Annotated in this window: 24 protein-coding genes; 10 read left to right on the forward strand and 14 right to left on the reverse strand. The window is 60.9% G+C overall.

The window, feature by feature from the left end:
- Nucleotide 1: 1 nt before the first annotated feature.
- Complete coding sequence (locus tag NBH21_RS05080; protein WP_250914516.1) at nucleotides 2-439, reverse strand: YciI family protein; 438 nt, start codon at nucleotides 437-439, stop codon at nucleotides 2-4.
- A 467-nt stretch (nucleotides 440-906) separates the two neighbouring features.
- Here NBH21_RS05080 and NBH21_RS05085 point away from each other — a divergent pair, with 467 nt between their 5' ends.
- On the forward strand, nucleotides 907-1395 hold the full coding sequence (locus tag NBH21_RS05085; RefSeq protein WP_250914517.1) for a DoxX family protein: 489 nt from the start codon (nucleotides 907-909) through the stop codon (nucleotides 1393-1395).
- 60 nt (nucleotides 1396-1455) lie between these two features.
- Here NBH21_RS05085 and msrQ read toward each other — a convergent pair whose 3' ends face one another.
- The 3 genes from msrQ to NBH21_RS05100 form a co-directional block, all read right to left on the reverse strand.
- A complete protein-coding gene (msrQ, locus tag NBH21_RS05090) occupies nucleotides 1456-2109 on the reverse strand; it encodes a protein-methionine-sulfoxide reductase heme-binding subunit MsrQ (RefSeq protein WP_250914518.1) in 654 nt (217 codons plus the stop codon).
- Nucleotides 2110-2111: 2 nt separating this feature from the next.
- A complete protein-coding gene (gene msrP / locus NBH21_RS05095) occupies nucleotides 2112-3059 on the reverse strand; it encodes a protein-methionine-sulfoxide reductase catalytic subunit MsrP (RefSeq protein WP_250914519.1) in 948 nt (315 codons plus the stop codon).
- Between the two features lie 204 nt (nucleotides 3060-3263).
- Nucleotides 3264-3752, reverse strand: a complete 489-nt coding sequence (locus tag NBH21_RS05100; RefSeq protein ID WP_250914520.1) for an RICIN domain-containing protein — start codon at nucleotides 3750-3752, stop codon at nucleotides 3264-3266.
- Between the two features lie 226 nt (nucleotides 3753-3978).
- On the opposite strand from NBH21_RS05100, the gene ilvD reads away from it, so the two are divergent.
- Entirely contained in the window at nucleotides 3979-5814 is a 1836-nt protein-coding gene (gene ilvD, locus NBH21_RS05105; protein ID WP_250914521.1) for a dihydroxy-acid dehydratase, read from the forward strand.
- A gap of 235 nt (nucleotides 5815-6049) precedes the next feature.
- Here the strand turns inward: ilvD and NBH21_RS05110 are convergent, their stop codons facing one another.
- Both NBH21_RS05110 and NBH21_RS05115 read right to left on the reverse strand, forming a co-directional pair.
- Nucleotides 6050-8386: a calcium-binding protein gene (locus NBH21_RS05110; protein WP_250914522.1), complete on the reverse strand. Its 2337-nt coding sequence runs from the start codon at nucleotides 8384-8386 to the stop codon at nucleotides 6050-6052.
- Nucleotides 8387-8531: 145 nt separating this feature from the next.
- Nucleotides 8532-8885 (reverse strand): lysozyme inhibitor LprI family protein, encoded by a 354-nt coding sequence (locus NBH21_RS05115; protein ID WP_250914523.1) that lies wholly within the window; start codon nucleotides 8883-8885, stop codon nucleotides 8532-8534.
- Between the two features lie 168 nt (nucleotides 8886-9053).
- Between NBH21_RS05115 and NBH21_RS05120 the strand changes: the two genes are divergently transcribed.
- Complete coding sequence (locus NBH21_RS05120; RefSeq protein WP_250914524.1) at nucleotides 9054-10460, forward strand: DegQ family serine endoprotease; 1407 nt, start codon at nucleotides 9054-9056, stop codon at nucleotides 10458-10460.
- Nucleotides 10457-11767 (forward strand): replication-associated recombination protein A, encoded by a 1311-nt coding sequence (locus NBH21_RS05125; RefSeq protein WP_250914525.1) that lies wholly within the window; start codon nucleotides 10457-10459, stop codon nucleotides 11765-11767. Before NBH21_RS05120 ends, NBH21_RS05125 begins: the two co-directional genes overlap by 4 nt.
- 12 nt (nucleotides 11768-11779) lie before the next feature.
- On the opposite strand, the gene NBH21_RS05130 is transcribed toward NBH21_RS05125, so the two are convergent.
- Nucleotides 11780-12091 (reverse strand): DUF1883 domain-containing protein, encoded by a 312-nt coding sequence (locus NBH21_RS05130; RefSeq protein ID WP_250914526.1) that lies wholly within the window; start codon nucleotides 12089-12091, stop codon nucleotides 11780-11782.
- Nucleotides 12092-13084: 993 nt separating this feature from the next.
- On the opposite strand from NBH21_RS05130, the gene NBH21_RS05135 reads away from it, so the two are divergent.
- The gene (locus NBH21_RS05135; protein ID WP_112830248.1) at nucleotides 13085-13516 is read left to right on the forward strand and encodes an OsmC family protein; all 432 of its coding nucleotides are present in this window, start codon (nucleotides 13085-13087) and stop codon (nucleotides 13514-13516) included.
- A gap of 132 nt (nucleotides 13517-13648) precedes the next feature.
- Nucleotides 13649-13852, forward strand: a complete 204-nt coding sequence (locus NBH21_RS05140; protein ID WP_113442880.1) for a DUF1059 domain-containing protein — start codon at nucleotides 13649-13651, stop codon at nucleotides 13850-13852.
- A 397-nt stretch (nucleotides 13853-14249) separates the two neighbouring features.
- Here the strand turns inward: NBH21_RS05140 and NBH21_RS05145 are convergent, their stop codons facing one another.
- Together NBH21_RS05145 and NBH21_RS05150 are read right to left on the reverse strand one after the other, a co-directional pair.
- The gene (locus NBH21_RS05145; protein WP_250914527.1) at nucleotides 14250-14537 is read right to left on the reverse strand and encodes a GIY-YIG nuclease family protein; all 288 of its coding nucleotides are present in this window, start codon (nucleotides 14535-14537) and stop codon (nucleotides 14250-14252) included.
- 318 nt (nucleotides 14538-14855) lie between these two features.
- Nucleotides 14856-18668 carry a vitamin B12-dependent ribonucleotide reductase gene (locus tag NBH21_RS05150; protein ID WP_250914528.1) on the reverse strand — a complete coding sequence of 1271 codons (3813 nt, stop codon included), beginning with the start codon at nucleotides 18666-18668 and terminating at the stop codon, nucleotides 14856-14858.
- Nucleotides 18669-19475: 807 nt separating this feature from the next.
- Here NBH21_RS05150 and NBH21_RS05155 point away from each other — a divergent pair.
- The 3 genes from NBH21_RS05155 to NBH21_RS05165 all read left to right on the forward strand — a co-directional run bounded on the left by NBH21_RS05155 (nucleotide 19476) and on the right by NBH21_RS05165 (nucleotide 22408).
- Nucleotides 19476-21380, forward strand: coding sequence for a methyl-accepting chemotaxis protein (locus NBH21_RS05155; protein WP_250914529.1), 1905 nt, complete (start codon nucleotides 19476-19478; stop codon nucleotides 21378-21380).
- A gap of 129 nt (nucleotides 21381-21509) precedes the next feature.
- Entirely contained in the window at nucleotides 21510-21878 is a 369-nt protein-coding gene (locus tag NBH21_RS05160; protein WP_250914530.1) for an ArsR/SmtB family transcription factor, read from the forward strand.
- Nucleotides 21875-22408 carry an SRPBCC family protein gene (locus tag NBH21_RS05165; protein ID WP_250914531.1) on the forward strand — a complete coding sequence of 178 codons (534 nt, stop codon included), beginning with the start codon at nucleotides 21875-21877 and terminating at the stop codon, nucleotides 22406-22408. Before NBH21_RS05160 ends, NBH21_RS05165 begins: the two co-directional genes overlap by 4 nt.
- A gap of 39 nt (nucleotides 22409-22447) precedes the next feature.
- Here NBH21_RS05165 and NBH21_RS05170 read toward each other — a convergent pair whose 3' ends face one another.
- Together NBH21_RS05170 and NBH21_RS05175 are read right to left on the reverse strand one after the other, a co-directional pair.
- Nucleotides 22448-23230 (reverse strand): SDR family oxidoreductase, encoded by a 783-nt coding sequence (locus NBH21_RS05170; protein WP_250914532.1) that lies wholly within the window; start codon nucleotides 23228-23230, stop codon nucleotides 22448-22450.
- Nucleotides 23227-23553, reverse strand: a complete 327-nt coding sequence (locus NBH21_RS05175; protein WP_250914533.1) for a nuclear transport factor 2 family protein — start codon at nucleotides 23551-23553, stop codon at nucleotides 23227-23229. Before NBH21_RS05175 ends, NBH21_RS05170 begins: the two co-directional genes overlap by 4 nt.
- Nucleotides 23554-23607: 54 nt before the next feature.
- Here NBH21_RS05175 and NBH21_RS05180 point away from each other — a divergent pair, with 54 nt between their 5' ends.
- The gene (locus NBH21_RS05180) at nucleotides 23608-24018 is read left to right on the forward strand and encodes a winged helix-turn-helix transcriptional regulator (protein WP_250914534.1); all 411 of its coding nucleotides are present in this window, start codon (nucleotides 23608-23610) and stop codon (nucleotides 24016-24018) included.
- Nucleotides 24019-24102: 84 nt separating this feature from the next.
- Here NBH21_RS05180 and gpt read toward each other — a convergent pair whose 3' ends face one another.
- From gpt to NBH21_RS05195, 3 genes are all read right to left on the reverse strand, one after another.
- Nucleotides 24103-24600, reverse strand: a complete 498-nt coding sequence (gene gpt / locus NBH21_RS05185) for a xanthine phosphoribosyltransferase (RefSeq protein ID WP_250914535.1) — start codon at nucleotides 24598-24600, stop codon at nucleotides 24103-24105.
- A 232-nt stretch (nucleotides 24601-24832) separates the two neighbouring features.
- Entirely contained in the window at nucleotides 24833-25675 is an 843-nt protein-coding gene (locus tag NBH21_RS05190) for a universal stress protein (protein WP_250914536.1), read from the reverse strand.
- 95 nt (nucleotides 25676-25770) lie between these two features.
- Nucleotides 25771-26559 carry a competence/damage-inducible protein A gene (locus tag NBH21_RS05195; protein WP_250914537.1) on the reverse strand — a complete coding sequence of 263 codons (789 nt, stop codon included), beginning with the start codon at nucleotides 26557-26559 and terminating at the stop codon, nucleotides 25771-25773.
- Nucleotides 26560-26707 lie beyond the last annotated feature (148 nt).

Here is a 26707-nt window from a genome sequence, read left to right on the forward strand (position 1 = left end):
TTCAGCCGTCCTTGCCGCTTCGCTCTGAGAGTTTTTCCCCGGTGCGCTCGTGCAGCGCTATGACATCCGGCGTCAGCGCATCGGCAAAGTCGGAAAGCTCATAGACGGGGCGGATTTCGATTTCGCTCGGGCCAGGCATCGGGTTTGGGCAGCGTTTCACCCATTCCACTGCCTCGTTCATGTCCTTGACCTCCCAGAGCCAGTAGCCGGCCACGAGTTCCCGCGTCTCGGCAAAAGGCCCGTCGATAACCCGGCGGCTTGCCCCGTCGAAGGCGACCCTCTTTCCCTTGGATGAGGGCTTCAATCCATCGCCCCCGAGCATGATACCGGCATTGACCAGTTCCTCGTTGAACTTGCCCATCGCCTCGCCGAGTTCGTTGGAGGGCATGATGCCCGCTTCGCTGTCTTCCGTAGCCTTGACGAATACCACTACACGCATCGTTCATTCTCCTCTTGTGAGTTGCACACGGCTTCTTCCACCTGGGTGCGTGATCTTACGACGAATGAAAGACGACGGAATCGACAAGGGCATGAAATTTCTTTCGTCATGCATCGAAACGTCTGCCTGGAAGCTGTTGGCAACCTGCCTGCGAAGGAACAATTCCGGCGGTTTGGTGGAGCACATAATCTTCACTCCTCGGAGTTCAACGTTTCTCCAGGGCTGACAAAAGGCGGAATCACGCAGATGTGAATGCTAGAAATTGAACGGACTGTTCAATTTCAAGGGCGATTTTAGCGCTGTGAACTTGACCTGAGTCAAGCGTTTTTCGCCCGCCGGACCTACCCTCCAACCATTGCAACGAGCAAATTGTGAGGCATGAAATGTCCATTGAAGTCTTTGATAATACAAAAGAAAGACTGCTCATCCCGGCTTTGGGGCCGTTCTATGACAAGGTCGCCCAGCCCATGGCCTGGAGCATATTCCGGCTGGCGGTCGGCGGCATGCTTGTCATCGAAGGATGGCCGAAGATCACTGCGCCGCTGGCGCAGGTCGGTTTCGTCGAAAATCTCGGTTTCTACCCCGGCTGGCTGTGGTCGCCCTTCCTTGCGATCCTCCAATTCTTCGGCGGAATGTTCATCGCCCTCGGCCTTTTCACCCGTCCGATCGCTCTTGCAAACGGCGTCATGCTGGCGATCACCCTGCTGTTTCATTTCACGCATCCCTACGGAGACGCCTTCCTGACCCAGGCCGGGATCGATGCGCTGAAGGCCGGCAGCGAGTTCTTTACTCCGGAGGCCAAGGTCAGGCTGATCGATGGTGGTGCGAAATTCCTGCATCAGGTTCAGGGTAAGGCCGAACTTGCCTCGCTTTTCTGGACGGGCGGCGTCTTCCTCGCCGCGGCCTTCGGCGGCGGCTATCTCTCGCTCGACCGGTTGCTCAGGAAGCGTTTCTGATCTGCCCGCGGGCGAATGCAGGAGAGCAGGGGGCCGGCGTTCGCGCCGGCCTTTCGATGTTCAGGTGCCTGCGGAGCGCTGCGGCCGCATGACTGCACCCTTCCTGCCGCGCTTCCAGTCCAGGATGCGCCGCCGGACCACCCGGTAGGCGAGCAGCAGCGTTACCGCGCCGAGATAAAAGGCGGGTTCGGCCGTTATGGCTTTCAGCGAAAGCGAATAATGCAGAACGGCGGCCGCGGCGACCGCGTAGGCGAGCTTGTGCAGCGTGTTCCAGCGGCTCCCCAGCCGGCGGATCGACCATTTGTTCGAGGTCAGCGCCAGCGGGATGAGCATCAGAAGCGCCGCCATGCCGAGCATGATGTAGGGTCGCTTGGCGATGTCGCCGAGGATCGAGGAGAAGATCAATCCCCGGTCGAGCGTCAGGTAGACGGTGAAGTGGGCCAGCACATAATAAAAGGCAAGTAGTCCCAATGCGCGCCTGTAGCTAATTAGGTTAATGCCTAACAGGTCGCGGACCGGCGTGACGAGCAGGCCGAGGCAGAGGAAGCGCAGGGCCCAGAGGCCTAGCATGTGTTCGAAGGCGCGTACCGGGTCGGCTCCCAGCCCGCCATAGATGCCGAGATAGAAGGCATAAAGGCCGGGAACGAGCCCGATGGCATAAAGCGCCCAGACGGACGCCGGTTTCAACCGCGCGGAAAGTACCGATGTGGCCATGGTCAGAAGAACTTCGTCAGGTCCATGCCGGAATAGAGACCGGCAACCTCATCGGCATAGCCGTTGAAGGGCAGGGTATTGATCCTCGCGCCGCCGAACAGTCCATCGGCTTCGCCGATGCGACGTTCGGTGGCCTGACTCCAGCGTGGATGGTCGACCGCGGGATTTACGTTGGCATAGAAGCCATATTCGTTGGACGCGGCGATGTTCCAGGTGCAGGGCGGCTGCTTCTCCGTCAGGGTGATCTTCACGATCGACTTGATGCCCTTGAAGCCGTACTTCCACGGCGTGACGAGCCTCAGCGGCGCGCCGTTCTGATTGGGCAGCGTCTCGCCGTAAAGACCGGTGGCGAGGATCGCCAGCGGATGGCGGGCCTCATCGAGGCGCAGGCCGTCGACATAAGGCCATGGCAGGGGCTGGAAGAAACCGCTTTGCCCCGGCATTTCCTTCGGCCTGACGACGGTTTCGAAGGCGACATATTTCGCGCTTCCAAGCGGCTCGACCCGATCCAGCAGGGCGGAAAGTGGGAAGCCGATCCACGGGATCACCATCGACCACGCCTCGACGCAGCGCATCCGGTAGACGCGCTCTTCCATGACGAAGTCCTTCATGATCGTTTCGATGTCGATGGTTTGCGGCTTGGCGACAAGCCCGCCGATCTCGACCGTCCATGGATGCGGCTTGAAGTCGCCGGAGTTGGCGGCGGGATCGGCCTTGCCCGTCCCGAATTCATAGAAGTTGTTGTAGGTCGTGGCGTCCTGCTTGGTCGTCAGCTTTTCGGTCAGCGTGTACTTGCCCGGCTTGGCTTCGAGCGCGGCCGCATAGGCCTCAGGTGTCGCGGCCATCGCCAGTCCAGCCGCAGCCGCCCCGATGAAGGAACGTCGGTTCAGGTAGGATTTTTGGGGTGTGATTTCGGAGCATGCAATGTGCGGGGCGCGGTAGCGTGGCATGATGCGGGTCCTTCGCTTTGACCATTAGCGTTCATTTTAACACTACGTTGCGCCGCGCATTAGAGTTTCATGTGACTGAAAATAATCTCGCTCGGCACATTTTCGTGTTCGCCCCGTGACTGGAGGCCCCGCGGCTTCATGGTTTGTCGCCGCCGCCGGGGCTGACCTTCGGGTGCTCTGTGGAATGCTGATGGGGGCGGGAGGTTACCAGCTCCAGCTCTGTCCGGCGCTCGTGCGGCAAGGCCATTGCACGATCGCGATACCAGGGCGGCGGACGGAATTGGGAACGTTCAGGCAAAGATTGCTCTTCACATTGGCGAGAGAATTGCCGCTGCTCGACGGTGCGATGCGCCAGAGCTGGTCGACGGTGTCATTGCAGGTCGCTTGGATGGTCGGGGTACCGTTGGCGCGGCTGCCCCCGCGAACGTCGAGGCACAGGCTGCTGTTCTTGTTGACGATGCGGTAGCCGTTATCGGTCTGCTCGATGCGCCAGAGCCGGCTGTCGCCGTCCTTGCATTCCGACTGGACGATGCCGGCACCCTCCGCCTGACTTTCCTGCGATATGTCGAGGCACAATCCGCTGGCGCCATTCTTGATGGCAACAGGATCTTTCGGGAGGTCTTCGGCAACTGCGGAGCTCGCGCCGACAATGGCGGCGAAGCAGAGAGCAATCGGTTTGTTTATGCCTGTCATGACGATAACTTCTCCAGCCGGGATAAATTTGATAACATACAAATGGGCAGTCTGGGTTCCGTGTGCCAACGGACGCAGGCGAGAAAAGCGCTTGCGCGAGTGGTGGAAACGAACCGTACCACTTTTTCGGCTTGTGATAGTGTCGATCCGCGGGAAATCGGCTAGAAGAGACACCCAAAGTCCTGCCGGTGGCAGTTTTTCATAGAAACAAGCAAGAGACCACAAGATGCCAGCCTATCGTTCAAGAACCACGACCCATGGCCGCAATATGGCCGGTGCGCGCGGCCTTTGGCGCGCCACGGGCATGAAGGACAGCGATTTCGGCAAGCCGATCATTGCCGTGGTGAACTCGTTCACCCAGTTCGTTCCGGGCCACGTTCACCTGAAGGATCTTGGCCAGCTCGTCGCCCGCGAGATCGAAGCTGCCGGCGGCGTCGCCAAGGAATTCAATACGATCGCCGTCGATGACGGCATCGCCATGGGCCACGACGGCATGCTCTATTCGCTGCCTTCGCGCGAACTCATTGCCGATTCCGTCGAGTACATGGTCAATGCCCATTGCGCCGACGCCATGGTCTGCATTTCCAACTGCGACAAGATCACCCCCGGCATGTTGATGGCCTCGCTGCGCCTCAATATCCCGGTCGTCTTCGTTTCCGGTGGTCCGATGGAAGCCGGCAAGGTCGTTCTGCATGGCAAGAAGCATGCGCTCGATCTCGTCGATGCCATGGTCGCTGCCGCCGATGACAAGGTGTCCGACGAAGACGTTCAGGCCATCGAGCGTTCGGCCTGCCCGACCTGCGGTTCCTGCTCTGGCATGTTCACAGCCAATTCCATGAACTGTCTGACTGAAGCACTCGGTCTCTCGCTGCCCGGCAACGGCTCCACGCTCGCCACCCATGGCGATCGCAAGCGGTTGTTCGTCGAGGCCGGCCACCTGATCGTCGATCTTGCCCGCCGCTATTACGAGCAGGATGACGTCACCGCGCTGCCGCGCACCATTGCTTCCAAGGCTGCCTTCGAGAACGCCATGGCGCTCGACATCGCCATGGGCGGTTCCACCAACACGGTGCTGCATATCCTGGCCGCCGCCCATGAGGCGGAAGTCGATTTCACGCTTGACGATATCGATCGTCTCTCGCGCAAGGTTCCGTGCCTGTCGAAGGTCGCTCCTGCCAAGAACGATGTGCACATGGAAGACGTGCACCGCGCCGGCGGCATCATGCGCATCCTTGGCGAACTCGACCGCGGCAACCTCATCAATCGCGATTGCCCGACGGTTCATGCTGCAACGCTTGGCGATGCCATCGACCGCTGGGACATCACCCGCACCAATTCCGAGGCTGTGCGTGAATTCTTCAAGGCGGCGCCCGGCGGTGTTCCGACCCAGGTCGCCTTCTCGCAGAACGCCCGCTGGGAGGATCTGGATATCGATGGCGAAGCGGGTGTCATCCGTTCGGTCGAGCATCCCTTCTCCAAGGATGGAGGTCTCGCTGTCCTGCGGGGCAACATCGCGGTCGACGGCTGCATCGTGAAGACGGCTGGCGTTGACGAGTCGATCCTGAAGTTCACCGGCCCGGCCGTCGTGTTCGAAAGCCAGGACGCCGCCGTCAAGGGCATCCTCAATAACGAGGTCAAGGCCGGTGACGTCGTGGTCATTCGCTACGAAGGCCCGAAGGGCGGCCCCGGCATGCAGGAAATGCTCTATCCGACGAGCTATCTGAAGTCGAAGGGCCTCGGCAAGGCCTGCGCGCTGATCACCGACGGCCGTTTCTCCGGCGGCACCTCGGGTCTCTCCATCGGCCACGTTTCGCCGGAAGCCGCAAACGGCGGCACCATCGGCCTCGTCCGCGCGGGCGATACCATCGAGATCGATATCCCGAACCGGACGATCAAGCTGCTGGTGGAGGAGGGCGAACTGGCAGCCCGTCGCGCCGCTCAGGATAAGGCCGGCTGGAAGCCGGAACATCCCCGCAAGCGCAACGTCACCACCGCGCTCAAGGCCTACGCAGCCTTTGCAAGCTCGGCCGACAAGGGCGCCGTACGCATCCTGCCGGAATAAGACCGGCGGAACACTGCTGAAATTAAGAACGCCGGTAACCTGTGTTGCCGGCGTTCGTGTTTTCTGAGTTTCGAACCCTGGACCTACTGATTAAAAGTCAGTTGCTCCACGGTGTCGCGGGGATTTCCGGCGACTTCGGGTGATAAAGGGAGCCCGCCTCGCTGTGTCGCGACTGACAGGTGTTCCACAATGCCGAATGCGTGGGCCTTGTCATGCCGGATCGGGTAGGGCAGGCCTACAGCAATATGATGTGCCCGATATCGAAGTAGCTCTTGGCGGTCGGCAGGTTGACCACCAGCTCAGGGGCGTTTCCGCCAGTGCCATCACCGTCGTAATAAAGCTTGCCGGTTGTGTTGTTGTAGATCATCTGCGGGCCATCGATCGTGGCTGTCGCGCCGAACGTGAAGGCGTCCTGATCCAGCACCCCGTCGCCATCCTTGTCCAGCCCGGTGAAGAAGCGGCTTTCCAGCGCGATACGGTCGTCGTCGCTATAGTCCCAAACGCTGTCGGCATTGTCCTTGCCGGCTTCGGCAAAGACGAAGGTATCGGCGCTGCCCTTCCCGTAGAGGCTGTCCACGCCGAGACCGCCGACAATGGTGTTGGACTGGCTGTTTCCGGTGATGAGGTTTGCCGCGTCATTGCCGAACACCGTGGCCCCGCCGGCGTCTTCCTTCAGCCGGATGTTCTCGATTTCGTTGGAGCCGCGCAGATCGACGCCGACGTAAGCCCAGACGGAATCGATCCCGTCGTCCGTGTCGCCCGCCACCCGGTCCATGGCATTGTTGAAGATATAGGAGTCATTGCCAGCGGAACCATGAAAGATGTCCGCTCCGGCTGATCCATAGAGCCATTCGGCGGCAGATGTTCCGTAAATGTGTGTCGAGGGCGTCTCGACCTCCGGCAACGGATCGGACAATTTTACCTGCAGATTGGTCGCGGTGAACGAACTGGCCAGCACGTTATCGAGCGTCGCGATGGTCGTCCAGCCGTTGTCGTCATCGCGGGCCTGAACAAGAGCGTCCGTACCGGATTGCACGACCTGCACCAGGCCTTCAGCAAGGTAATCCTCCTGATCCCAGCCAAGCCGGATGCCGAGCACGGAAACGTCTATTACGTCGCCGCCATCACCGGTCTTGAAGTCGGTGATCAGATCTCCGCCTTCATCGAGGGCGTTGTAGGCGAAGCGGTCGCGCCCGTCGCCGCCCTCGAGGGTATCCGCACCGGTGCCGCCCCAGAGATAGTCGTTGCCGTCTCCCCCAAAGAGGGCGTCGAGACCTTGTCCGCCGAGAAGCTTGTCATCCGCACTGGTCCCGGTGAGCGTGTCGTCGTCCCCGACGACGTTTTCCTCGACCGTCGTATTGATGAACTCGACCGCGCTGGGTGAGATGCTGTAGCCCTTGCCGTAGCTTTCGAAGCTGCTGTCGGTCACGACATTTCCGAGAGGCTTGCCGCTGATGATGAAGCTGTATTTGGTCGTCTCACGCAGCGTCAGATTATCGACCGTCGCATCCCGACCGTCGCCGTCGCCATATTCGTAGAACTGGACGCCGTAAGTGTTGCCGGCGCCCGCGCTGTCGGAGAATGTGTTGCCGATGCCGCGAAGGTCTCCGAACATGCGGGATTCGAAGGCGAGCACATCGGTGTAGAGCCCGTCGCGGCTTTCCGAGTGGAAGTCGTAAGCCGCGAGCGCCGCGTCGTAGACCACGGAATTCGTCGCAACGAGCTGGATATCCGCCCCGTAGTTAGAGGTCGATGCCGCGTTTGTTGCGGTGCCCGTCGTGTGAACGAGCACGCCGTGATTGACGTGTTCGGCGAAGAGCCCGTTGATCGATGTGTTCAGCGAGGTGGCCGACTGGACGACCGAATGGACATAGGAGCCGGAAACATCCGTCACCTCGGCATTGACGTTGTTGACCAGTGTTATGCCGTTTCCGGCATTCTGTACGCTGATATCGCTGATCGATGTGTCGGTCAGCGAGCGCACCCGAAGCAAGGGTTGGCCCGAACTCGTGACTTCGGTGAACTGCCCGGCGAGATGACCGTTCGTGACCGAGATACTGCCTTCCGCGTAGAGGCCTGCCCGGACGTTGGTCGTGTAGAGTTCCTGCTCTAGCAGCGAGCCGTCGAGGACAACCGTATTTCCGTCGATGGCGATGACCTGGGCTGCCTGACCGAGATTGGTATAAAGGCCGTTGTCACTGCCATCGACATGGTCGCCGGGAAGCGCATCGTCCGAGACGACCTTCAGCCAACTCCCGACCTCGATACCTTCCGGCAGGCTGTCATAGGTAATGGTCGCATTCCCGGCAGTGTCCGTTCCAAGCGTTACGCCATCAAGCGTCTTCTCATGTCCGTACACATCGATGGCGGCAAAGTTGCCGGTCGTCGTCAGGGTACTGCCGTTGAGGTCGACCGCGATGTCCTGCGCATCGACACGCACGACGATCGGTGCCGTAACGGTTATATCGGCATTTTCGGGGAGGACCACTGTTCCCCCCGATGTCAGGCTCGCGATGGCTGTCGCGATGTCCTTGTCGGTAGCATTTTCCGGCAGATAGATCGTATCAGTCATGGTCTGGCCTCAATGTTGCACAGCCCCTGAACCCCATACTCTCCATCACGACGGTCAAATATTAAGTAAGGGTTAATTTTGACTCAGCAATCTACCTATTGCGCCATGTTTCCAATATTTCATCCATATGTAGATGTATTCGTACTTACAGAGGTCTGCCGAGATTGTTGTAGGTGTCTTCGAGCTGCTTCATCCGCTCGTCATAGGCGTTGCGCAGGCATAGCGTATCGCCCTCACAGGCCTGCCGTTTCTTCAGCCATGCGGACTGCTGGTCCTGCAAGTCCCCGCGATTGCCCATGGCGAGCAGTCCAGCAATCAGCTCGAAGCTCGTCGCCATCTTCACGTCGAGATCGTTGAGTGCACGGTTATCGCAGATGGCGCGTTCGTCGGCGGCAAGGTCCTTGCGGTCGCAGTCGAAGCTGGCAGCAAGGCTTGCGGTGGTGACGGTCAGGGAACTGGCTGCAATCGTCAGGATCGTGGCGGCGGTAACAGGGCGCATCTCGTTTCTCCTCGCAAAGCCTCGGACATTACCGACTTGTAACGGTCAATGCCTTGGTTTTGTTCGATTCACGCCTAAATCATCAGCGCAGGACACAAGCGGCCACATTTCCATTCCCTTCGTCCATCGGCCGCACTAAAACACGATCGAGAACAGCAGGAGACTTTCATGCAAGGCATTGTTCGGTATGCGGCGACTACGCTGCTCGCGCTGTCTTTGGCCGGGCCTGGCGTGGCATTTGCCCAGGATGCCAAGACCGTTCCGCAGACGCAGCTTGAGATGCAGACGTCCTTTGCGCCGCTGGTCAAGCAGACCCACGGCGCGGTGGTGAATGTCTATGCCGAACGGATCGTGCAACGGCGGGCGTCGCCCTTTGCCGGTGACCCCTTCTTCGAACAGTTCTTCGGCCAGCAGATGCCGAACCGCACCGAAAAGCAGTCCTCGCTCGGCTCCGGCGTGATCGTCGAGGAGAACGGTACGGTTGTCACCAATAACCACGTCATCGAAGGTGCCGACGACATCAAGGTGGCATTGGCCGATGGTCGCGAGTTTCCGGTCAAGGTCGTGCTGAAGGACGAGCGGCTCGATCTGGCGGTGCTGCGCATCGACGCCCATGAAAAGCTGCCGACCCTGCCGATCGGCAATTCGGATGCGATCGAGGTCGGCGATCTCGTGCTGGCGATCGGCAATCCCTTCGGTGTCGGCCAGACGGTCACCTCGGGCATCGTTTCCGCGCTGGCGCGCAATCAGGTAACCGAAGGCGATTTCGGCTTTTTCATCCAGACGGATGCTGCGATCAATCCCGGCAATTCGGGCGGCGCGCTGATGAACATGAAGGGCGAACTGATTGGCATCAATTCGGCCATCTTTTCCAAGGGTGGCGGCTCGAACGGCGTAGGCTTTGCCATTCCCGCCAATCTGGTGAAGGTGTTCCTCGGTGCCGCGGACCGTGGTGCGACCAGCTTCGAGCGTCCCTATGTCGGCGCAAGCTTCGATCCGGTGACCTCCGACGTGGCCGAAGCACTCGGTCTCGACAAGGTGCGCGGAGCGCTGGTGGTTCGCGTCGTCGATGGAGGCCCCGCCGCCAAGGCCGGTCTGAAGGCCGGGCAGGTGGTGACGGCCGTCGATGGCGTTTCGGTCGAGCATCCGGATGCGCTGGGATATCGGCTCACTACGGCGGGCCTCGGCAAGGCGGTCAAGCTCACGGTTCGCGAAAACGGTGCCGAAAAGCAGATCACCATGACGCTGGCCGGTGCGCCGGAAACCACGCCTCGGGACGAAAGGCTGATCGAGGGCCGCAATCCTTTTGCCGGTGCCAAGGTCGCCAACCTTTCTCCGAAGCTGGCCTATGAACTGCAGATGCCGTCGGAAGTCATGGGCGTGGTGATCACCGATATCGCCCAGGGCTCGCCTGCTGCCCGCCTCGGCTTCGCGCCGCACGATATCATCATTTCCGTCAACGGCGATTCGGTTGGTACGAGCGCCAACATGGCCAAGATCGCCGCCGGCGATCCCGGCTTCTGGCGCGTCGAAATCGAGCGTGACGGTCAGCGCATAAGACAGGTTTTCAGATGAGCGATCTCTTCGCGCCGCAGGTCCCGCAGGAAGTGGAGGCCCGCCGACCGCTGGCCGACCGCCTGCGGCCGAAGACGCTGGCCGAGGTGACGGGCCAGGAACATCTGACGGGCGAGGATGGTGTCCTCGCCCGCATGATCGATTCAGGCTCGCTCGGCTCCATGATCTTCTGGGGCCCTCCCGGCACCGGCAAGACTACGATTGCCCGGCTGCTCTCCGGGCAGGCCGGGCTTGCTTTCGAGCAGATCTCGGCGATTTTTTCTGGCGTCGCGGACCTGAAGAAGGTGTTCGAGACTGCGCGCCTGCGACGGATGGAGGGACGTCAGACGCTGCTTTTCGTCGACGAGATCCATCGTTTCAACCGAGCCCAGCAGGACAGTTTCCTTCCCGTGATGGAAGACGGCACGGTGATCCTGGTGGGCGCCACCACAGAAAACCCGTCCTTCGAACTCAATGCCGCTCTTCTGTCCCGGGCGAGGGTGCTGACCTTCAAGCCCCATGACGAGCAGAGCCTCGGTACGCTCCTGAAGCGGGCGGAGGAAACGGAGCACCGGCCGTTGCCGTTGGACGAGGATGCTCGTGCTGCCCTGATCCGCATGGCGGATGGCGACGGTCGCGCCGCGCTGACGCTTGCCGAAGAAGTCTGGCGCGCTGCCCGCAAGGACGAGGTTTTCGATACCGACGGTCTGGCGAGGATCGTCCAGCGCCGCGCGCCCGTCTATGACAAGGGACAGGACGGTCATTACAACCTGATCTCGGCCCTGCATAAATCGGTACGCGGCTCCGATCCGGATGCTGCGCTCTATTACCTCTGCCGCATGTTCGATGCCGGCGAAGATCCGCTTTATCTGGGGCGCCGTCTGGTCAGGATGGCTGTCGAGGACATCGGTCTTGCCGATCCTCAGGCGCTCGTCATCTGCAATGCCGCCAAGGATGCCTATGATTATCTCGGCTCGCCCGAGGGGGAACTGGCGTTGGCACAGGCCTGTGTCTATCTTGCCACCGCGCCGAAATCGAATGGCGTCTATGTCGCCTACAAGGCGGCGATGCGGGCTGCCAAGGAGAACGGCTCGCTGCTGCCGCCGAAGCATATCCTCAATGCGCCGACCAAGCTGATGAAGGCCGAGGGCTATAACGAAGGCTACCGCTACGACCATGACGAGCCGGACGCCTTTTCCGGCCAGGACTATTTTCCCGAGAAGATGGGGCGCAAGACCTTCTACGATCCGCCGGAACGCGGTTTCGAGCGGGAGATCCGCAAGCGGCTGGACTGGTGGTCCAAGCTGCGTCGCGAGCGCGGCAGCTGACGCCCGAAAGCCTCAGGAGGCCTTGCTCATCTTCGGCGCATGCGGGGCAACCATCGTCTTCACCGAGGAATCGGCAAGGCCGTGATGGCCTTCCATGTCGACGATCAGGTGCCAGTGGCCGCTTTCCGGAATGGTGAGCTTGATCGGAGATTTTTTCGCCACGCCGCCGAGATACTTGAAATCGAGCGTTTCCTTGAAGCGCTGAAAATTGCCCGGTGTCATCAGCCGCACGTTGTTGACTGCGGAAAGCGTCACTTCGATGATCGTCCCGGCGCGCAATTCCTGCAGATCGTAGTGGCTAAAGCGGAAGCTCGGCTTGGACATTCGGCTCCTCGTATTTTCGGTGCCCTTCAATTCAACTCCGCAATCTGCCGCATCCGGGTTAAGGAAGGGTTCTCCGCGCATGGTGGTTCGATGCCGTAGCACCGGCTTCCGGCCGGCTCGTCCGCCTTCGCCGCCTGGCGGCTCCGGCATATCCTGTCGTGTTTCCGTGGTGGGCATGGGTTCTCCTTCACGCGAGCCGGAGGCCCCGTGTCGTGCTGCATTTCGATGTCCCTCCCTGCGGAGGGTCGGTCGGGGCGCTGGAAGCTGCCTCGCAAAATAAAAATAAGTGACACCTTCCGGCGCCCCGTTCGGTGTGTTTTTCCGGACGAACTCGGTCTCTCTGCGCGGATGACGGCACCTTTCCCAGGGTTGCGCTCGCGAACATTTTCGTTCGTGACGCCACGAAAGGCCGTTTTGGCGGCCAGTCGCCGGTCCAGTCATGTGTGCCCTGCAGGCACGCCCCGCCCTGTTTCAGACGAGAGGGAGACCATTCTCATCCAGCCCCCGGAGCCTGTTCCGCGTTTCGAACAGACAACCGGATCACCGGTCCCGCCTCGCCGGCAACGCAAGCCGGTGTAACCGCGACGGGACGGATGGATTGTAGGCACGGACGCAAGGGGCGGGGATTTGGAGGGGAAACGGGGAAGGGCGCGGGTGAGGGGCGCGATCTTTCAGGATCGCTCCATACGCTTTGGTCCCTGTCTCCTCGCATGTCGTTGCCACAAACCGCCGTACACCTTTGTGCGACATGTTCCCCGGCGGAAAAGCCGAGCGAACCGGCCCTGTGGGCTTCTCTCATCGATTTTAAGTCTATCTCGAAAGGGCGGAGGCTGGCGGATGGTGCAGACACATTGGTCCTTTGCGGCAAAGACCAGAGCACGGCTGCGCGACCGAGGAGGAGGATCTGAAATGATTACTGTCTCCGGAACAGATTTTGTCTTCACGCATTACATTGTGGGTCGAAATGCTGACCGACCTCTGAGGAGAAAGAGAATGGCCATTGAAAAGCGTGGTTCCGCCCACTGGAGCGGCGGATTGAGGGACGGGCGCGGAACGGTTTCCACCGAGAGCGGCGCATTGAAAGAGCACCCCTATGGCTTCAAGACCCGTTTCGAGGGTGTTCCGGGCAGCAATCCGGAGGAACTGATCGGCGCGGCGCACGCCGCCTGCTTCACCATGGCGCTCTCCAAGGAACTCGGGGATGCCGGCTTCACCGCGGAAGCCCTCGATACCACGGCCAAGGTGACGCTCGATCAGGTCGGCGGCGGCTTTGCGATCACCGCGATCGAACTCAGCCTGCGCGGCAAGGTGCCCGGCACGGACGAGGCGACCTTCCGCGGCATTGCCGAAAAGGCCAAGGCCGGCTGCCCGGTCTCGAAGGCGCTGGCCGCCGTTCCGATCAGCCTGAATGTGACCTTCGGCTGAGGGGCTTTGCTCCCGATTGCGAAAGGCTTGAGGGGGCCGGCGGGCAGCGTTTGTCGTTTGCCGGTCCCCGATAATGGGCGTATAATTTCCGCTTTCCGGCCGCCCCGGCCGGAGCTTCGTGAGGAGGAGAAAATGTCACGCCAATATATCGATTGCCGTGAATTCCCGAGCGAAATGAAATGCACCGTCGCCATCTCGGCAGACACCACGGAGGAACTCGTCAACGCCGCCGTGCAGCATGCCGTTGCCGTTCATGGCGAACACGACACCCCCGCATTCCGCCAGGAAATCAAGAAGGCCATCCACAAGATGGAACCATCCCGCAACGTCGCATGACGCCGGGATGATGGGAGCCAAGCGCCACCTCCTTTGCGGAGGGGGTGGCGAGTGGGAACCCTGTAAGGACATGAGCTCACGTTTCCCCGTCATCCCGGACTTGTTCCGGGATCCAGTAGTGCGATGTCCATCGGGCTGGAGAATGTTTGGCCGCTCGTAGCGACGGGACAATTGTCTTCTCGGCTCGCAGACGCTCGCCGGCTGGATTCCTGTGACAAGCACAGGAATGACGGTTGTGGAGGCGATCTTCGCATAACCGACACCGACGAATTCGTGGCGGATTTTCGCATGCGGCTATCGGCGATGACGTATGGAACACCGCTATTGTCGGATCTGCACTGATTTCCGGTACCCCCTCATTGTCCCGTTCGACTTCGGCGGTATCGCGGAAACGGGATCACAGCAGATAGTGGGAGATATCATCCCAGTCGGGATTCACGCTCTCGATCAGATTGAGTTTCCATGCCCTTGGCCATTTCTTGATGGTCTTTTCCCGCGTCAGGGCTGATGTAATCAGGTCATGGATCTCGAACCAGACAAGCGTCTTGACGCCATATCGGCTCGTGAAGCCCGGTGTGAGGTCATGCTGGTGTTCATGAAGGCGGCGCGCGAGGTCGCTGGTCACGCCGGTGTAGAGCGTGCCGTTCCGTCTGGAAGCAAGGATGTAGACATAGCCCTGACGCATGTAGGTAGGATGGCACGACCGGCCGAATACGCAAAGGCAGTGTCATGCCGTGCCAACGTTTCCCGTCATCCCGGCCTTGTGCCGGGATCCAGCAGCGCGATGTCCATCGCGCGGAAGACATTTGAAGACACGGCTGTATGAGACTGTTGTCTTCTCGGCTCGCAGACGCTCGCCCGCTGGATTCCTGTGACAAGCACAGGAATGACGGAGAGATAGCGAAACCGTCGACGCGTTCTTGCAAAGATGCAGATAGAACAAAGCCCGGAAACCATGTTTCCGGGCTTTGCCAGTCGAAATTTGCTCAATCGGACCTAGAGATCAGCTACACCCGCTCGTCGCGCCGCAGGTGTCGCACTTTTCGCAGGTGCCGTTGCGGACCATGGTGAAGTTCTGGCACTCGGAGCACATGTTGCCGGTGTAGCCCTGGGCGATCGAGCGCATGCGGCGGTCGGCCTCGAGCTTCTTGGCTTCCGCCTTGGCGGCAGCAGCGTCGGCGGCAGCCTTGTCGGAGAAGAGCGCGGTCTTGTCCTGGGACTTCTCGTCCGCCACGTCCTCGGCGATCTCCTCGGCCAGTTCCACAGCGCGTTCCTCGTAATCGCGCTTGAAGGCGACGATTTCGGAGGTCGAGATGGCGGTCGTCACTTCCAGCTTGCGGGCCGCGTTGCCGGAAAATGCCGTCACGTTGGCGCCACCGGATGCCTTGGCGGGGGAGGCGGTTGCCGCACCCTTCGGTTCGGCCAGCGAGCGGTCGACATTGCCGTTGGAAACCAGCGTCGGCTTATAGCCGCGGGTCCAGCCGGTGGAGATCAGGTTGGTCTTGCCTTCCTGGATGCCCTTGCCGAGCGCGGTGTTGGAGAAGTCCGACGTATCGACATGGGCGAGATCGTGACGGCCGAGATAGGAGACGGCGAGTTCGCGGAACACGTAGTCGAGGATCGACGTGGCGTTCTTGATCGCGTCATTGCCCTGAACCATGCCGGCCGGCTCGAACTTGGTGAAGGTGAAGGCCTCCACATATTCCTCGAGCGGAACGCCGTATTGCAGGCCGAGTGAAATCGCGATGGCGAAGTTGTTCATCATCGCACGGAAGGCCGCACCTTCCTTGTGCATGTCGATGAAGATCTCGCCGAGGCGACCGTCGCCGAATTCGCCGGTGCGGAGATAAACCTTGTGGCCGCCGACGGTGGCCTTCTGGGTGTAGCCCTGACGGCGGTTCGGAAGCTTTTCCCGCTCGCGCACGACCCGCTCGATCACCCGTTCGATGATCTTTTCGGTGACGGTGACCGCCTGTGCGGCAACCGGCTGCTGGATCAGGTCTTCGAGTGCATCCTCGTCTTCCTCGTCCTCGATCAGCGCGGCGTTGAGCGGCTGCGAGAGCTTGGAGCCGTCGCGATAGAGCGCGTTGGCCTTGAGCGCCAGACGCCACGACAGCATGTAGGCTGCACCGCAATCCTCGACCGTTGCCTCGTTTGGCATGTTGATCGTCTTGGAGATCGCACCCGAGATGAACGGCTGGGCCGCTGCCATCATGCGGATATGGCTTTCGACCGAGAGGTAGCGCTTGCCGATCTTGCCGCAGGGATTGGCGCAATCGAACACGGCCAGATGCTCGGGCTTGAGGAAGGGAGCGCCTTCCAGCGTCATCGCACCGCAGACGTGGATGTTCGCAGCCTCGATTTCCTTCTTCGTGAAGCCGACATGCTCAAGCAGGTTGAAGCTCATGTCGGAAAGCTGCTCGTCGGAAACCTTGAGCGTGCCCTTCAGGAAGTCGGCGCCGAGCGTCCACTGGTTGAAGACGAACTTGATGTCGAAGGCGGCCTTCAGCGCGCCGTTGACGGCTTCGATCTTCTCGTCGGTGAAGCCCTTGGCCTTCAGCGTCGACGGGTTGATGGCCGGTGCCTGGTTCAGGTTGCCATGGCCGACGGCGTAAGCGTCGATCTCGGCGATCTGGCTCTCGGTGTAGCCGAGGGTGCGCAGCGCTTCCGGAACGGCAGCGTTGATGATCTTGAAGTAGCCGCCGCCGGCGAGCTTCTTGAACTTCACCAGAGCGAAATCGGGCTCGATGCCGGTCGTGTCGCAATCCATGACCAGGCCGATCGTGCCGGTCGGGGCGATAACCGAGACCTGCGCGTTGCGGTAGCCATGCTTTTCGCCGAGTTCCAGCGCCTTGTCCCAGGCGGCCTTGGCATGGGCGATCAGGGCCGGATCGGAGCAATCGGCGTGGATGAGTGCGACCGGATCAACCGACAGGCCTTCATAGCCCGAGGTCTCGCCATGGGCGGCCCGGCGATGGTTGCGGATGACGCGCAGCATGTTGTCGCGGTTCGGCGCATAGCCCGGGAACGGACCGAGTTCCGAGGAAATCTCGGCCGAGGTCGCATAGGAAACGCCGGTCATGATCGCGGTAAGCGCGCCGCAGATGGCGCGGCCTTCAGCCGAGTCGTACGGAATGCCTGACGACATCAGCAGGCCGCCAATATTGGCGTAGCCGAGGCCGAGCGTGCGGTATTCATAGGAGAGTTCGGCGATCTGGCGCGACGGGAACTGCGCCATCATCACCGATACTTCGAGAACGACGGTCCACAGGCGGACGGCGTGTTCGTAGTCGGCGATGTTGATCTTCTTGGTCGCTGCATCCTTGAACTGCAGGAGGTTCAGCGAAGCCAGGTTGCAGGCCGTGTCGTCGAGGAACATGTATTCCGAGCACGGGTTCGACGCGCGGATCGGGCCGGCAGCCGGGCAGGTGTGCCAGTCGTTCATCGTCGTGTTGAAATGCAGGCCCGGATCGGCCGATGCCCAGGCGGCATAGGAGATCTTGTCCCAGAGGTCGCGGGCCTTCAGCGTCTTCATGACGCGTCCGTCCTTGCGGGCGGTCAGGTTCCAGTCACCATCATTCTCGACGGCGCGCAGGAAGTCGTCCTTCAGCGAGACGGAGTTGTTGGAGTTCTGGCCGGAAACGGTGAGATAGGCTTCCGAATCCCAGTCCGTGTCATAGGTCTTGAACTCAAGATCCTTGTAGCCCTGCTGGGCGAACTGGATGACGCGCTTGATGTAGTTTTCCGGAACCTGGTCCTTCTTGGCCGCGCGGATTTCACGCTTCAGAGCCGGGTTCTCGTTCGGGTCGAAGCAGGCGTCGTTGTCGGCCGTGCAGTTGACGCAGGCCTTCATGATGGCCTTGAGGTGCTTGGCGACGATCTTGGAGCCAGTGACCAGCGCCGCAACCTTCTGCTCTTCCTTCACCTTCCAGTCGATATAGGCTTCGATATCCGGATGGTCGATGTCGACGACGACCATCTTCGCGGCACGGCGGGTCGTGCCGCCCGACTTGATGGCGCCGGCGGCGCGGTCGCCGATCTTCAGGAAGCTCATCAGGCCGGACGAGCGGCCGCCGCCGGAAAGCTTTTCGCCTTCGCCGCGCAGATAGGAGAAGTTGGAGCCGGTGCCGGAGCCGTATTTGAACAGGCGTGCTTCACGGACCCAGAGGTCCATGATGCCGCCCTCGTTGACGAGGTCGTCCTCCACGGACTGGATGAAGCAGGCATGCGGCTGCGGATGCTCATAGGCCGACTTGGACTTGACGAGCTTGCCGGTGAAGGGGTCGACGTAGAAATGGCCCTGGCCGGGACCGTCGATGCCATAGGCCCAATGCAGGCCGGTGTTGAACCACTGCGGGGAATTCGGAGCCACGCGCTGGGTGGCGAGCATGTAGGCAAGCTCGTCCCGGAAGGCGAGGGCATCTTCCTCGGACGTGAAATACTTGCCCTTCCAGCCCCAGTAGGTCCAGGTGCCGGCGAGACGGTCGAAGACCTGGCGGGCGTCGCTTTCGGAACCGAATCGCTCGTTCTCGGGAAGCGCCTTCAGGGCTTCGGCGTCGGGTACGGAGCGCCACAGGAAGGAGGGGACGTCATTCTCCTCGACCTTTTTCAGCGCCTTCGGCACACCGGCCTTGCGGAAATACTTCTGCGCGAGAACGTCGGTCGCAACCTGGCTGAACTGAGCCGGAACATCGATATCCGCCGCCCGGAAGACGATCGAACCGTCGGGGTTCTTGATCTCGCTCACGGCCTTGCGGAATTCGATCTCCGCATAGGCCGATTGGCCTGGCTTGGTAAAACGTCGTTCGATACGCATCTTCGTCCCTCGCATCTGGCGCGCCATTATAGGCGCAAAAAGCCCCGTCCGTCTGCAAGCGCTTGCCGCGCAGCCGGTTTGTCATTTCGTCCGTCAGGTCATTCATCCGGAGATGAGTGTCCGTCTATATTGTGTTGATTACGGCTGCAAGCCTACTAGATATAGTGTTAACAAGTTCTTGCTGCCAGTCCCCAATCGCGTTTTGGCGGCCAAAATCGCACACGCAATCACCGGTTCGACGCAGCTCCTCATGAACCGGCGCCCCGCACTCGATTGTCGATTTTTTTGAAACGAACCGGCCTCGTTACCGTCCGGTCCAGTCGCCGCCGCAACATAAGGAAGCATTAACTTTGAAAGAGCCGATTCCGTCAAGGGCTGGTTTGATGCGAAATGGTTAATACCACATCTTGTGGCTCCCGGCTGTGGAAAACGGGGATAGAGGCGAATCCAAGGAAATCAGTGGTTTGTGAGCGATGCCTCAAGCGGGAGGCGTTGCCTGTGGCAAAAATGCAGCCAGGCACATCGTCGCCTGTGCCAATCCGGCACGCCCTCTGCATCTGCGATACCGTGCAGGCGAATGATGGATGCTGCGGCGCACATTGATTCGCGGCGATGCCAACCAGATAGGCCGGGTGCTATGCAGGATTCTGTCAAAAAAGTGATCGTGTCGAAAAAATGGGTGCAAAGTGCAACCAATTTGAAACAGATATCCTGCAAAATCATGCCAAGTTGACCCCAAATGACTTGCGGGTTGTAAGGGACGGGCTGCCGCCGAGCATGAGCCGGGCCGCCCCACAGGATATCCACATGAACATCGTCAATCTGTCTATCCTGAAGAAGATCAGTCTTCTGGTCGTTCTTATGGGCTGTGCTGCCGGCATTATCGCCGCGGTCGGCGCGCAGGGGCTCTTCTCCCTCGGTTCGTCTCTGAAGGATACGGGCGCTCGGGAGGAAGTGGCGCGCGAAGCCATGGATCTTCGCGTCGACATCATCGCCATCAGCCGCATGACCTACCAGCTTGCGCTTGCACCGGAAAAGGCCGCCGATTTCGCCGCAGAGACGGACAAGCGCTCCAAGGAGATGCTGGATCGTCTGCCGAAGATCGCCTCGACGGCAGACGCCAACGAGCAAAAGCTGTTGGAAGACATCCGCGTTACGCTGAACGCCTATTTCGGCAAGATCCGTGAAATGGTGGCTGTTGCCGGAACCGAGGCCGGCAAGGATCGCGCGGTGATGGCTGCCGAACTCGACAAGGTTCTGGACGCCCAGAAGACCGTGACAAGCACCGTCAAGCTCTACAGCACCTCGTCGGCCGAATCACTTGCGAAGTCCCGCGCCGATGCGCTCGCAGCTTCCGGCCTGACGGTTACCGTTCTTTTTGCAACGGCCGTCTTCTGTATCGTTGCCGGCGTTGCCGCGAGCTTCCTGCTGGCAAGCCGCGGCATCGTGAAGCCGATCCGGCACCTCACCGACGTCATGTCCAGCCTCGCCGCCGGCAAGCTCGGCGAGACCATTCCCGGCACCGACCGCAAGGACGAGATCGGCGAGATGGCGCGGGCGCTGCAGGTCTTTCAGGCCAATGAACAGCAGATGCGGGAAATGGAAACCCAGGAAGCTGCGCTGCACGCCCAGAGCAAGGATCTCCAGAGCAGCATCAGCGGTATCGTCGCCGCTGCCGTTGCCGGCGATTTCAGCAAGCGCATCTCCAAGACCTATGAGGATGAGGACCTGCAGCGTTTTGCAGCAAGCGTCAACGAACTCGTGGAGAGTGTTGACCGGGGCGTCACCGAAGTCCGCCGCGTCGTGGCAGCACTGTCGGATGCCGACCTGATGCAGCAAATGCAGGGCCAGTTCCAGGGCGCATTCGCCGAACTCCAGGCGAACGTCAACACAACCATGGATACGCTACGCGGCACGATGCTGAATATCCGCTCGGTGGCCGGCACGATCACCTCCAACTCCGGTGAACTGAGCTCTGCCGCCAACCAGCTGGCCCGACGCACCGAACAGCAGGCAGCGGCACTAGAAGAAACCGCAGCCGCGCTCGAGGAGATCACCACGACCGTCCGTACCTCCAGCGAGCGTGCAAACGAAGCAAGCCGCATGGTGCACGAGACGAAGGAAAGCGCCGGCAAGTCGGGCGCCATCGTCCGCAGCGCCATCGACGCCATGGGCCGTATCGAGCAGTCCTCGCACAAGATCAGCCAGATCATCTCGGTGATCGACGAGATCGCCTTCCAGACCAACCTGCTGGCGCTCAACGCCGGCGTGGAGGCTGCCCGTGCGGGCGAGGCAGGCCGTGGTTTTGCCGTCGTTGCCCAGGAAGTTCGCGAGCTCGCCCAGCGCTCCGCCAACGCCGCCAAGGAAATCAAGACGCTGATCACGGCGTCGGCCGAGGAAGTGAACGGCGGGGTCTCGCTGGTGCTGTCCACTGGCAAGGCGCTGACCGAGATCGAGGATCTGGTTAACCGCGTCAACGACCATGTGGCAAGCATTGCCCGTGCCTCCCAGGAGCAATCCTCGGCGCTCGGCGAGATCAACACCTCGGTCAACCACATGGACCAGATGACACAGCAGAACGCCGCCATGGTGGAAGAAACCACCGCTTCCAGCGAGGTGCTGGCCGGCGAAGCCCGTCAGCTACAGGAACAGCTCGGCCGCTTCCGTCTGGAAAGCGGATCCTATGCGGGCCAGTCGCGCTACGCTGCGTAACGCCGCTTGTCATTTTCACAATCGACGGCGCCGCAGCGATGCGGCGCCTTTTTTGTTTGGTACGCTCAGCAACTTATATGTTCAACCAATTGGTTGACTATCGTGGCTCATCGAAATATATTTAACATTATGGTTGAATATATGAATCCCGTTCTGGACGACATCTTTCGCGCTCTCGGCGATGCCACGCGTCGGCGGATGCTGCGCGATCTCGCTTCTGGAGAGCGGACGGTCAGTCAGCTTGCCGCGCCCTTCGATATGTCTCTGGCGGCGGCCTCCAAGCACATCAAGGTGCTTGAAGGAGCCGGTCTGATTCGACGGGACGTGAAGGGCCGCACCCATTTCTGCACTCTTGAGCCGGGGCCTCTCGCCAGGGCGCATGAATGGCTTGAATTCTACGAGCGCTTCTGGACCGGCCGTCTCGATGAGCTCGAGCGCTTGCTTCGTGAGGAGGACGGGCATGAGGCCCGGACCCGTGAAAGAGGAGAAGAGCAATGACCGAACTTGCAGGCATACATGCCTTTGGCGAGCTGATCGAGCCCGCCACCCTGAAGATCGAGCGGCTTCTGCCCGGACCCGTCGAACGCGTCTGGTCCTATCTCACGGACAGTGACCTGCGCCGAAAGTGGCTCGCTTCCGGAACGATGGAAATGAAGCCGGGAGCGCCCTTCGAACTCGTCTGGCGAAACGATGAGTTGACTGATCCGCCCGGCAAACGCCCTGACAAATTTCCGCAGGAACACCGCATGCAGAGCCGCGTCATCGAAGTGGATCCGCCGCAGCGTCTTGTGTTCTCCTGGGGAGAGCGAGGTGAGGTGTCCTTTACTCTGGAGCCGAGAGGTGGCGAGGTGCTGATGACCGTCATTCACCGGCGGATCAGCGACCGGACCAACGAGATCATGATCGGCGCCGGCTGGCACATGCATCTCGAAGTGCTCGCTGCGGCACTTTCGGGCGGACGCACCGAGCCGTTCTGGGATGGCTGGGCGCGCCTGCGCCAGGAATACGAACGCCGGCTGCCGGGTTGACGTGTGTTCCAAGGTTCCGGGCGCGATGCCGGCGAACCATCAGGCTGTCGGCACGGTACCGCCGTCGATGACAAACTCCGTGCCGGTGATCGCGCCGGCACGCGGCGAAACCACGAAGGCGATGAGATCTGCCACCTCGCGCGGTTTTGCCGGGCGACCGAGCGGGATGCCGCCAAGTGCGTTCATGATAATCTTCTTGCCACCTTCATAGTCCGTACCCGCCTGATTGGCGAGGCGCTCTGCCAAGGCGACGGCCGCTTCCGTCTCGACCCAGCCCGGCGAAATGCGAACCACTCGTATGCCTTTCGGCGTTACCTCCTTCGAGAGGCTCTTGCTGTAGGTGGAAAGCGCAGCCTTCGCCGCCGCATAGGCCGTGGTGGACTCCGGCAGGGGCAGTTCGTGCTGGATGGATGTAACATGTACGATGACACCGGCTCCACGCTCGATCATGCCCGGAAGCAATGCCCGGTCGAGGCGAACGGAGGGCAGGAGATTGTGGCTCAATTCCCTGAGCCATTCGTCGTCATCCAGGGCGGCGAAACCGCCGGGAGGGGCCGTGGAGCCACCCACCACGTTGACAAGGATGTCCACGCCGCCGAGATGCCCCACGGCTGCGGCCGCGACCTTCGCGCAGCCCTCGCTTGTGGTGATGTCCGCCGCAACATAGTGGGCCTTTTCCGAAGCGACGTCCGGCGGGTTGCGCGCCGTCGCCATCACTCTTGCACCTGCCTGATGCAAAGCATCCACCACGGCGGCGCCGACGCCTTTCGTGCCGCCCGTCACCAATGCGCGGGCATCTCTGAGGCCGAGGTCGAAACTCATAGGGTGATCTCCAGTCTTGCGATCGCCTCGCCTTCCAGCACGAAGGTGTATTTCAGATCGACGGGGCTTCCGGGGAAGTTGCCCGTGACGCGGCCGGTGACGACAATGCTGCCGTCTTTTTCGGTGACCGCGATGGGCTCGCTGACATAGTCGAATTTCGCGGAAGCATTCGACTTCCAGCGTCGTATCGCAGCCCGGCCGGTATGCGTCTTTCCTTCATCGACAACGATGGCGTTCTCGGTAAAACATTGTGTCATGGCTGCGCTGTCGATCCGGTCGGCGGCGAAATAGGCTGCGATCGGTTTCGGCAAGGTGATCGGCATTGCGGTTCTCCCGGTTCGTTTGCTTTACCGAAGAGATCGCTCTATCCTGAAAAAATGACAAGAACGCACGAAAAAGTAAGGTACTCACCTAAAGGTAAGGAACACGGATATACGAGGGATACTGCGGCGGAAGGTGTCGAAAAGGCTTTGAAATTTCTCGAAGGCCGATGGAAACTTGTGATCCTGTTCCATCTTTTCGGCGGCCGGGTTCTTCGCTTTTCCGATCTGGAGCGGGCAATTCCTGGTGTCTCTCAGAAGATGCTCATTCAGCAGCTCCGGCAGCTGGAAAATGACGGCATCGTGCGGCGCATCGTTCACCATCAGGTGCCGCCGAAGGTGGAATATTGCCTGACGGAATGGGGGCAGGCGCTGTGCCCCGCGCTCGACTCATTGCTGACCTGGGCCGCACTCCGCGAGGACATGTCCGTGGCAGCTGCCGGATCCGACGGAGAAGGGGCAGGCTGATGCGGGTGAAGGGACACATTGGGTCGAAACGCGAAAAAGCCCGCCATCCGGCGGGCTTCCAGCGTCAGTGTGGGACTGGAAGAATCAGCCCTTGCTGCCCTTGGCGATCGGCTCCTGATAGGTGAAGCCCATGTCCCAGGGGAAGTAGATCCAGGTGTCCTGCGAAACCTCGGTGACGAAGGTATCGATGGTGGGGACGCCCTTCGGCTTTGCGTAGACGCAGGCAAAGTGTGCCTTCGGCAGCATTTCGCGCACTTCCAGTGCCGTCTTGCCCGTGTCGGTAAGGTCGTCAACCACGAGCACGCCGGCGCCACCGTCCGTGGCAAGCTCGGGCGTGATGCCCTTCAGGAGCTGCGTTTCGCCCTGATTGACGTAATCGTGGCGGGTGGCGATGCACACGGTATCGATCAGGCGGATATTGAGTTCGCGCGAAATGATCGCCGCCGGTACGAGACCGCCGCGGGTGATACAGACGATACCACGGAATTCCTGATTGAGGCTTGCCAGCCGCCAGGCAAGAGCGCGCGCATCGCGGTGGAACTGATCCCAGGAGACGGGAAAGGCTTTATCGGGCAGGGACATCAGACTAAAAGCTCCGCAAGGGCGAGGGTTTCGTATTCGCCGGCCGGCCGGCATCCTTTTTGAAGACCGGTCCGTTGCGGAGCTGCACGTCGTCATCGACGCGTCATTGCCAAAAACGGCAAACGCGCGGACAAGCCGCGCGAGTGTCGCCCACAAAGGGGTCAGGTCTCTGGCCGCTGCTATTAGCGGCATTTCGGGGCCGAAGGCAAGGGCTTCTCGGCCCTCTCCAGCCTTATCGCGAAAGGAGCGTCAGCGCCGTCATCGAATCGAGCACGGTGCGGGTCACGCCGCCGAACAGGGTTTCCCACCAGCGCTTGTGGCTGTAGGCACCCATGACCAGCAGGTCGATGGAGCTGTCGGAGAGGCGGTTCTCGATGGCGGCAGAGGCAGGAATATTGTCCGATTCCTGGCGGACGACGGTGACATTGACGCCATGGCGCGCCAGCGTGGCCGCGATTTCGGCACCCGCCATCTCAGCCGACTGCATCGACGTTTCCGGAGGATCGACGGAAAACACCTCGACCGCTTCGGCCGCCTTGAGGAAGGGCAGGGCGTCGAAGGTGGCGCGTGCCGCTTCTCGCGAACCGTTCCAGGCGATCAGTACGCGTTTGATCGGCTTCGGCTGCTTGAGGATATAGGGAACCAGAAGGACCGGACGTCCGCTTTCGAACAGGAAGTTTTCAAGATCGGCGCGGCTTTCCGAAAGCAGACCACTTTCGCCCTGGCCAGCAACAACCAGATCGACCGTTCGGGCGCTGTCGATGAGCGACGCGGCGCTATATCCCGCGGAAGAGACGAAGCTGCGCCATTCATGAGAGGTGCCGTTCCGCTCGGCGGTGGAGCGGAAGACTTTCTCCACCTCCACCGTCTCCTTGTGGGCCATGTCCTGCAGCGCCTGAACGGTCGCGGGATCCGGGATTTCCATCGGCGCGACCAGCGGAACGGCCGCGAGCGCCTCTGCATGCAGCCCGACGACATGGGCTCCGAACTGTTCTGCAAGGGAAATGGAAAAATCAGTGATTTGCTGCGCGTCCTTCTGCAAATCGAGAACGGCAAGAAGTGTCTTGTAACCCATGGTGGTCTCCTCGGCGGTGTTCAAATCGGTCCCGCTTCAACATATTGCCGCCGGAGACTGGTCCCTTCCTTGACTTCGGTCAATAGAGAGCCGGCTCAGGCCAGTTCCCCGGTACCAAGGTCCTTGGCTCGAGCGGCATCCTTCTCCGCGGAGATCGCCGCGATCATCGCCTCGATAGCGACGGCCGCCGCATCGACGGCTGCCGCATCGCGGGCGCGCACCACGAGTTCGGTCGAAAAGCGCTGGCCATCGAACTGCGGGTAGGAGCCGATCGAGGTATCCGGATGCGCCTTCTGCACGCCGGCCAAAAGCGTCCCGATATCGCCCTCGCCGAACGGGCAGGCGATGGAACGGGAAATCACCTTCGCACCGGCGGGAAGGGTGGAGATCACATTGTCCAGCATGGCCTGGAAGACCTGGGGAACGCCGGCCATCACATGCACGTTGCCGATGACGAAGCCCGGTGCGGTGGAGACCGGATTGGGAATGTGACGCGCACCGCGCGGCATGCGGGCCATGCGTTGACGGGCCTCGGTGAATTCCATGCCGCGACGTTCATACATCGCACCAAGCAGGCGCATCGCATCGGCATCGTGCTCGCACGGCACCCCGAAAGCCGCCGATACGGCGTCGGCGGTGATGTCGTCATGGGTCGGACCTATGCCGCCCGAGGTGAAAACGTAATCGTAGCGGCTGCGCAGCGCATCAAGCGCGGCAACGATTGCCTCCTCCTCGTCTCCGACGATACGCACCTCCTTGAGGTCGATGCCGGCAACCGTCAGCATGTCGGCAAGGTGGCCGATATTCTTGTCCTTGGTGCGGCCCGAAAGCAGTTCGTCGCCGATGGCAAGCATGGCGGCCGTCTTGATGGTGGCTTGTGTCATGGAGGTGAGGGATCCCGATATTGCGTCGTGTGCAGAACCTAGTCCCGTCTCTCTCGGAAGCAAGGGCATTGTTCCGTCGTTCGCGTGCGGAAGTATGTCGGTAAGGCAAATGCAAGGATAAATCGTTCACCGGGATTGAACACTCCGT

Source organism: Ciceribacter sichuanensis, assembly GCF_024055605.1.
GTDB lineage: Bacteria > Pseudomonadota > Alphaproteobacteria > Rhizobiales > Rhizobiaceae > Allorhizobium > Allorhizobium sichuanense.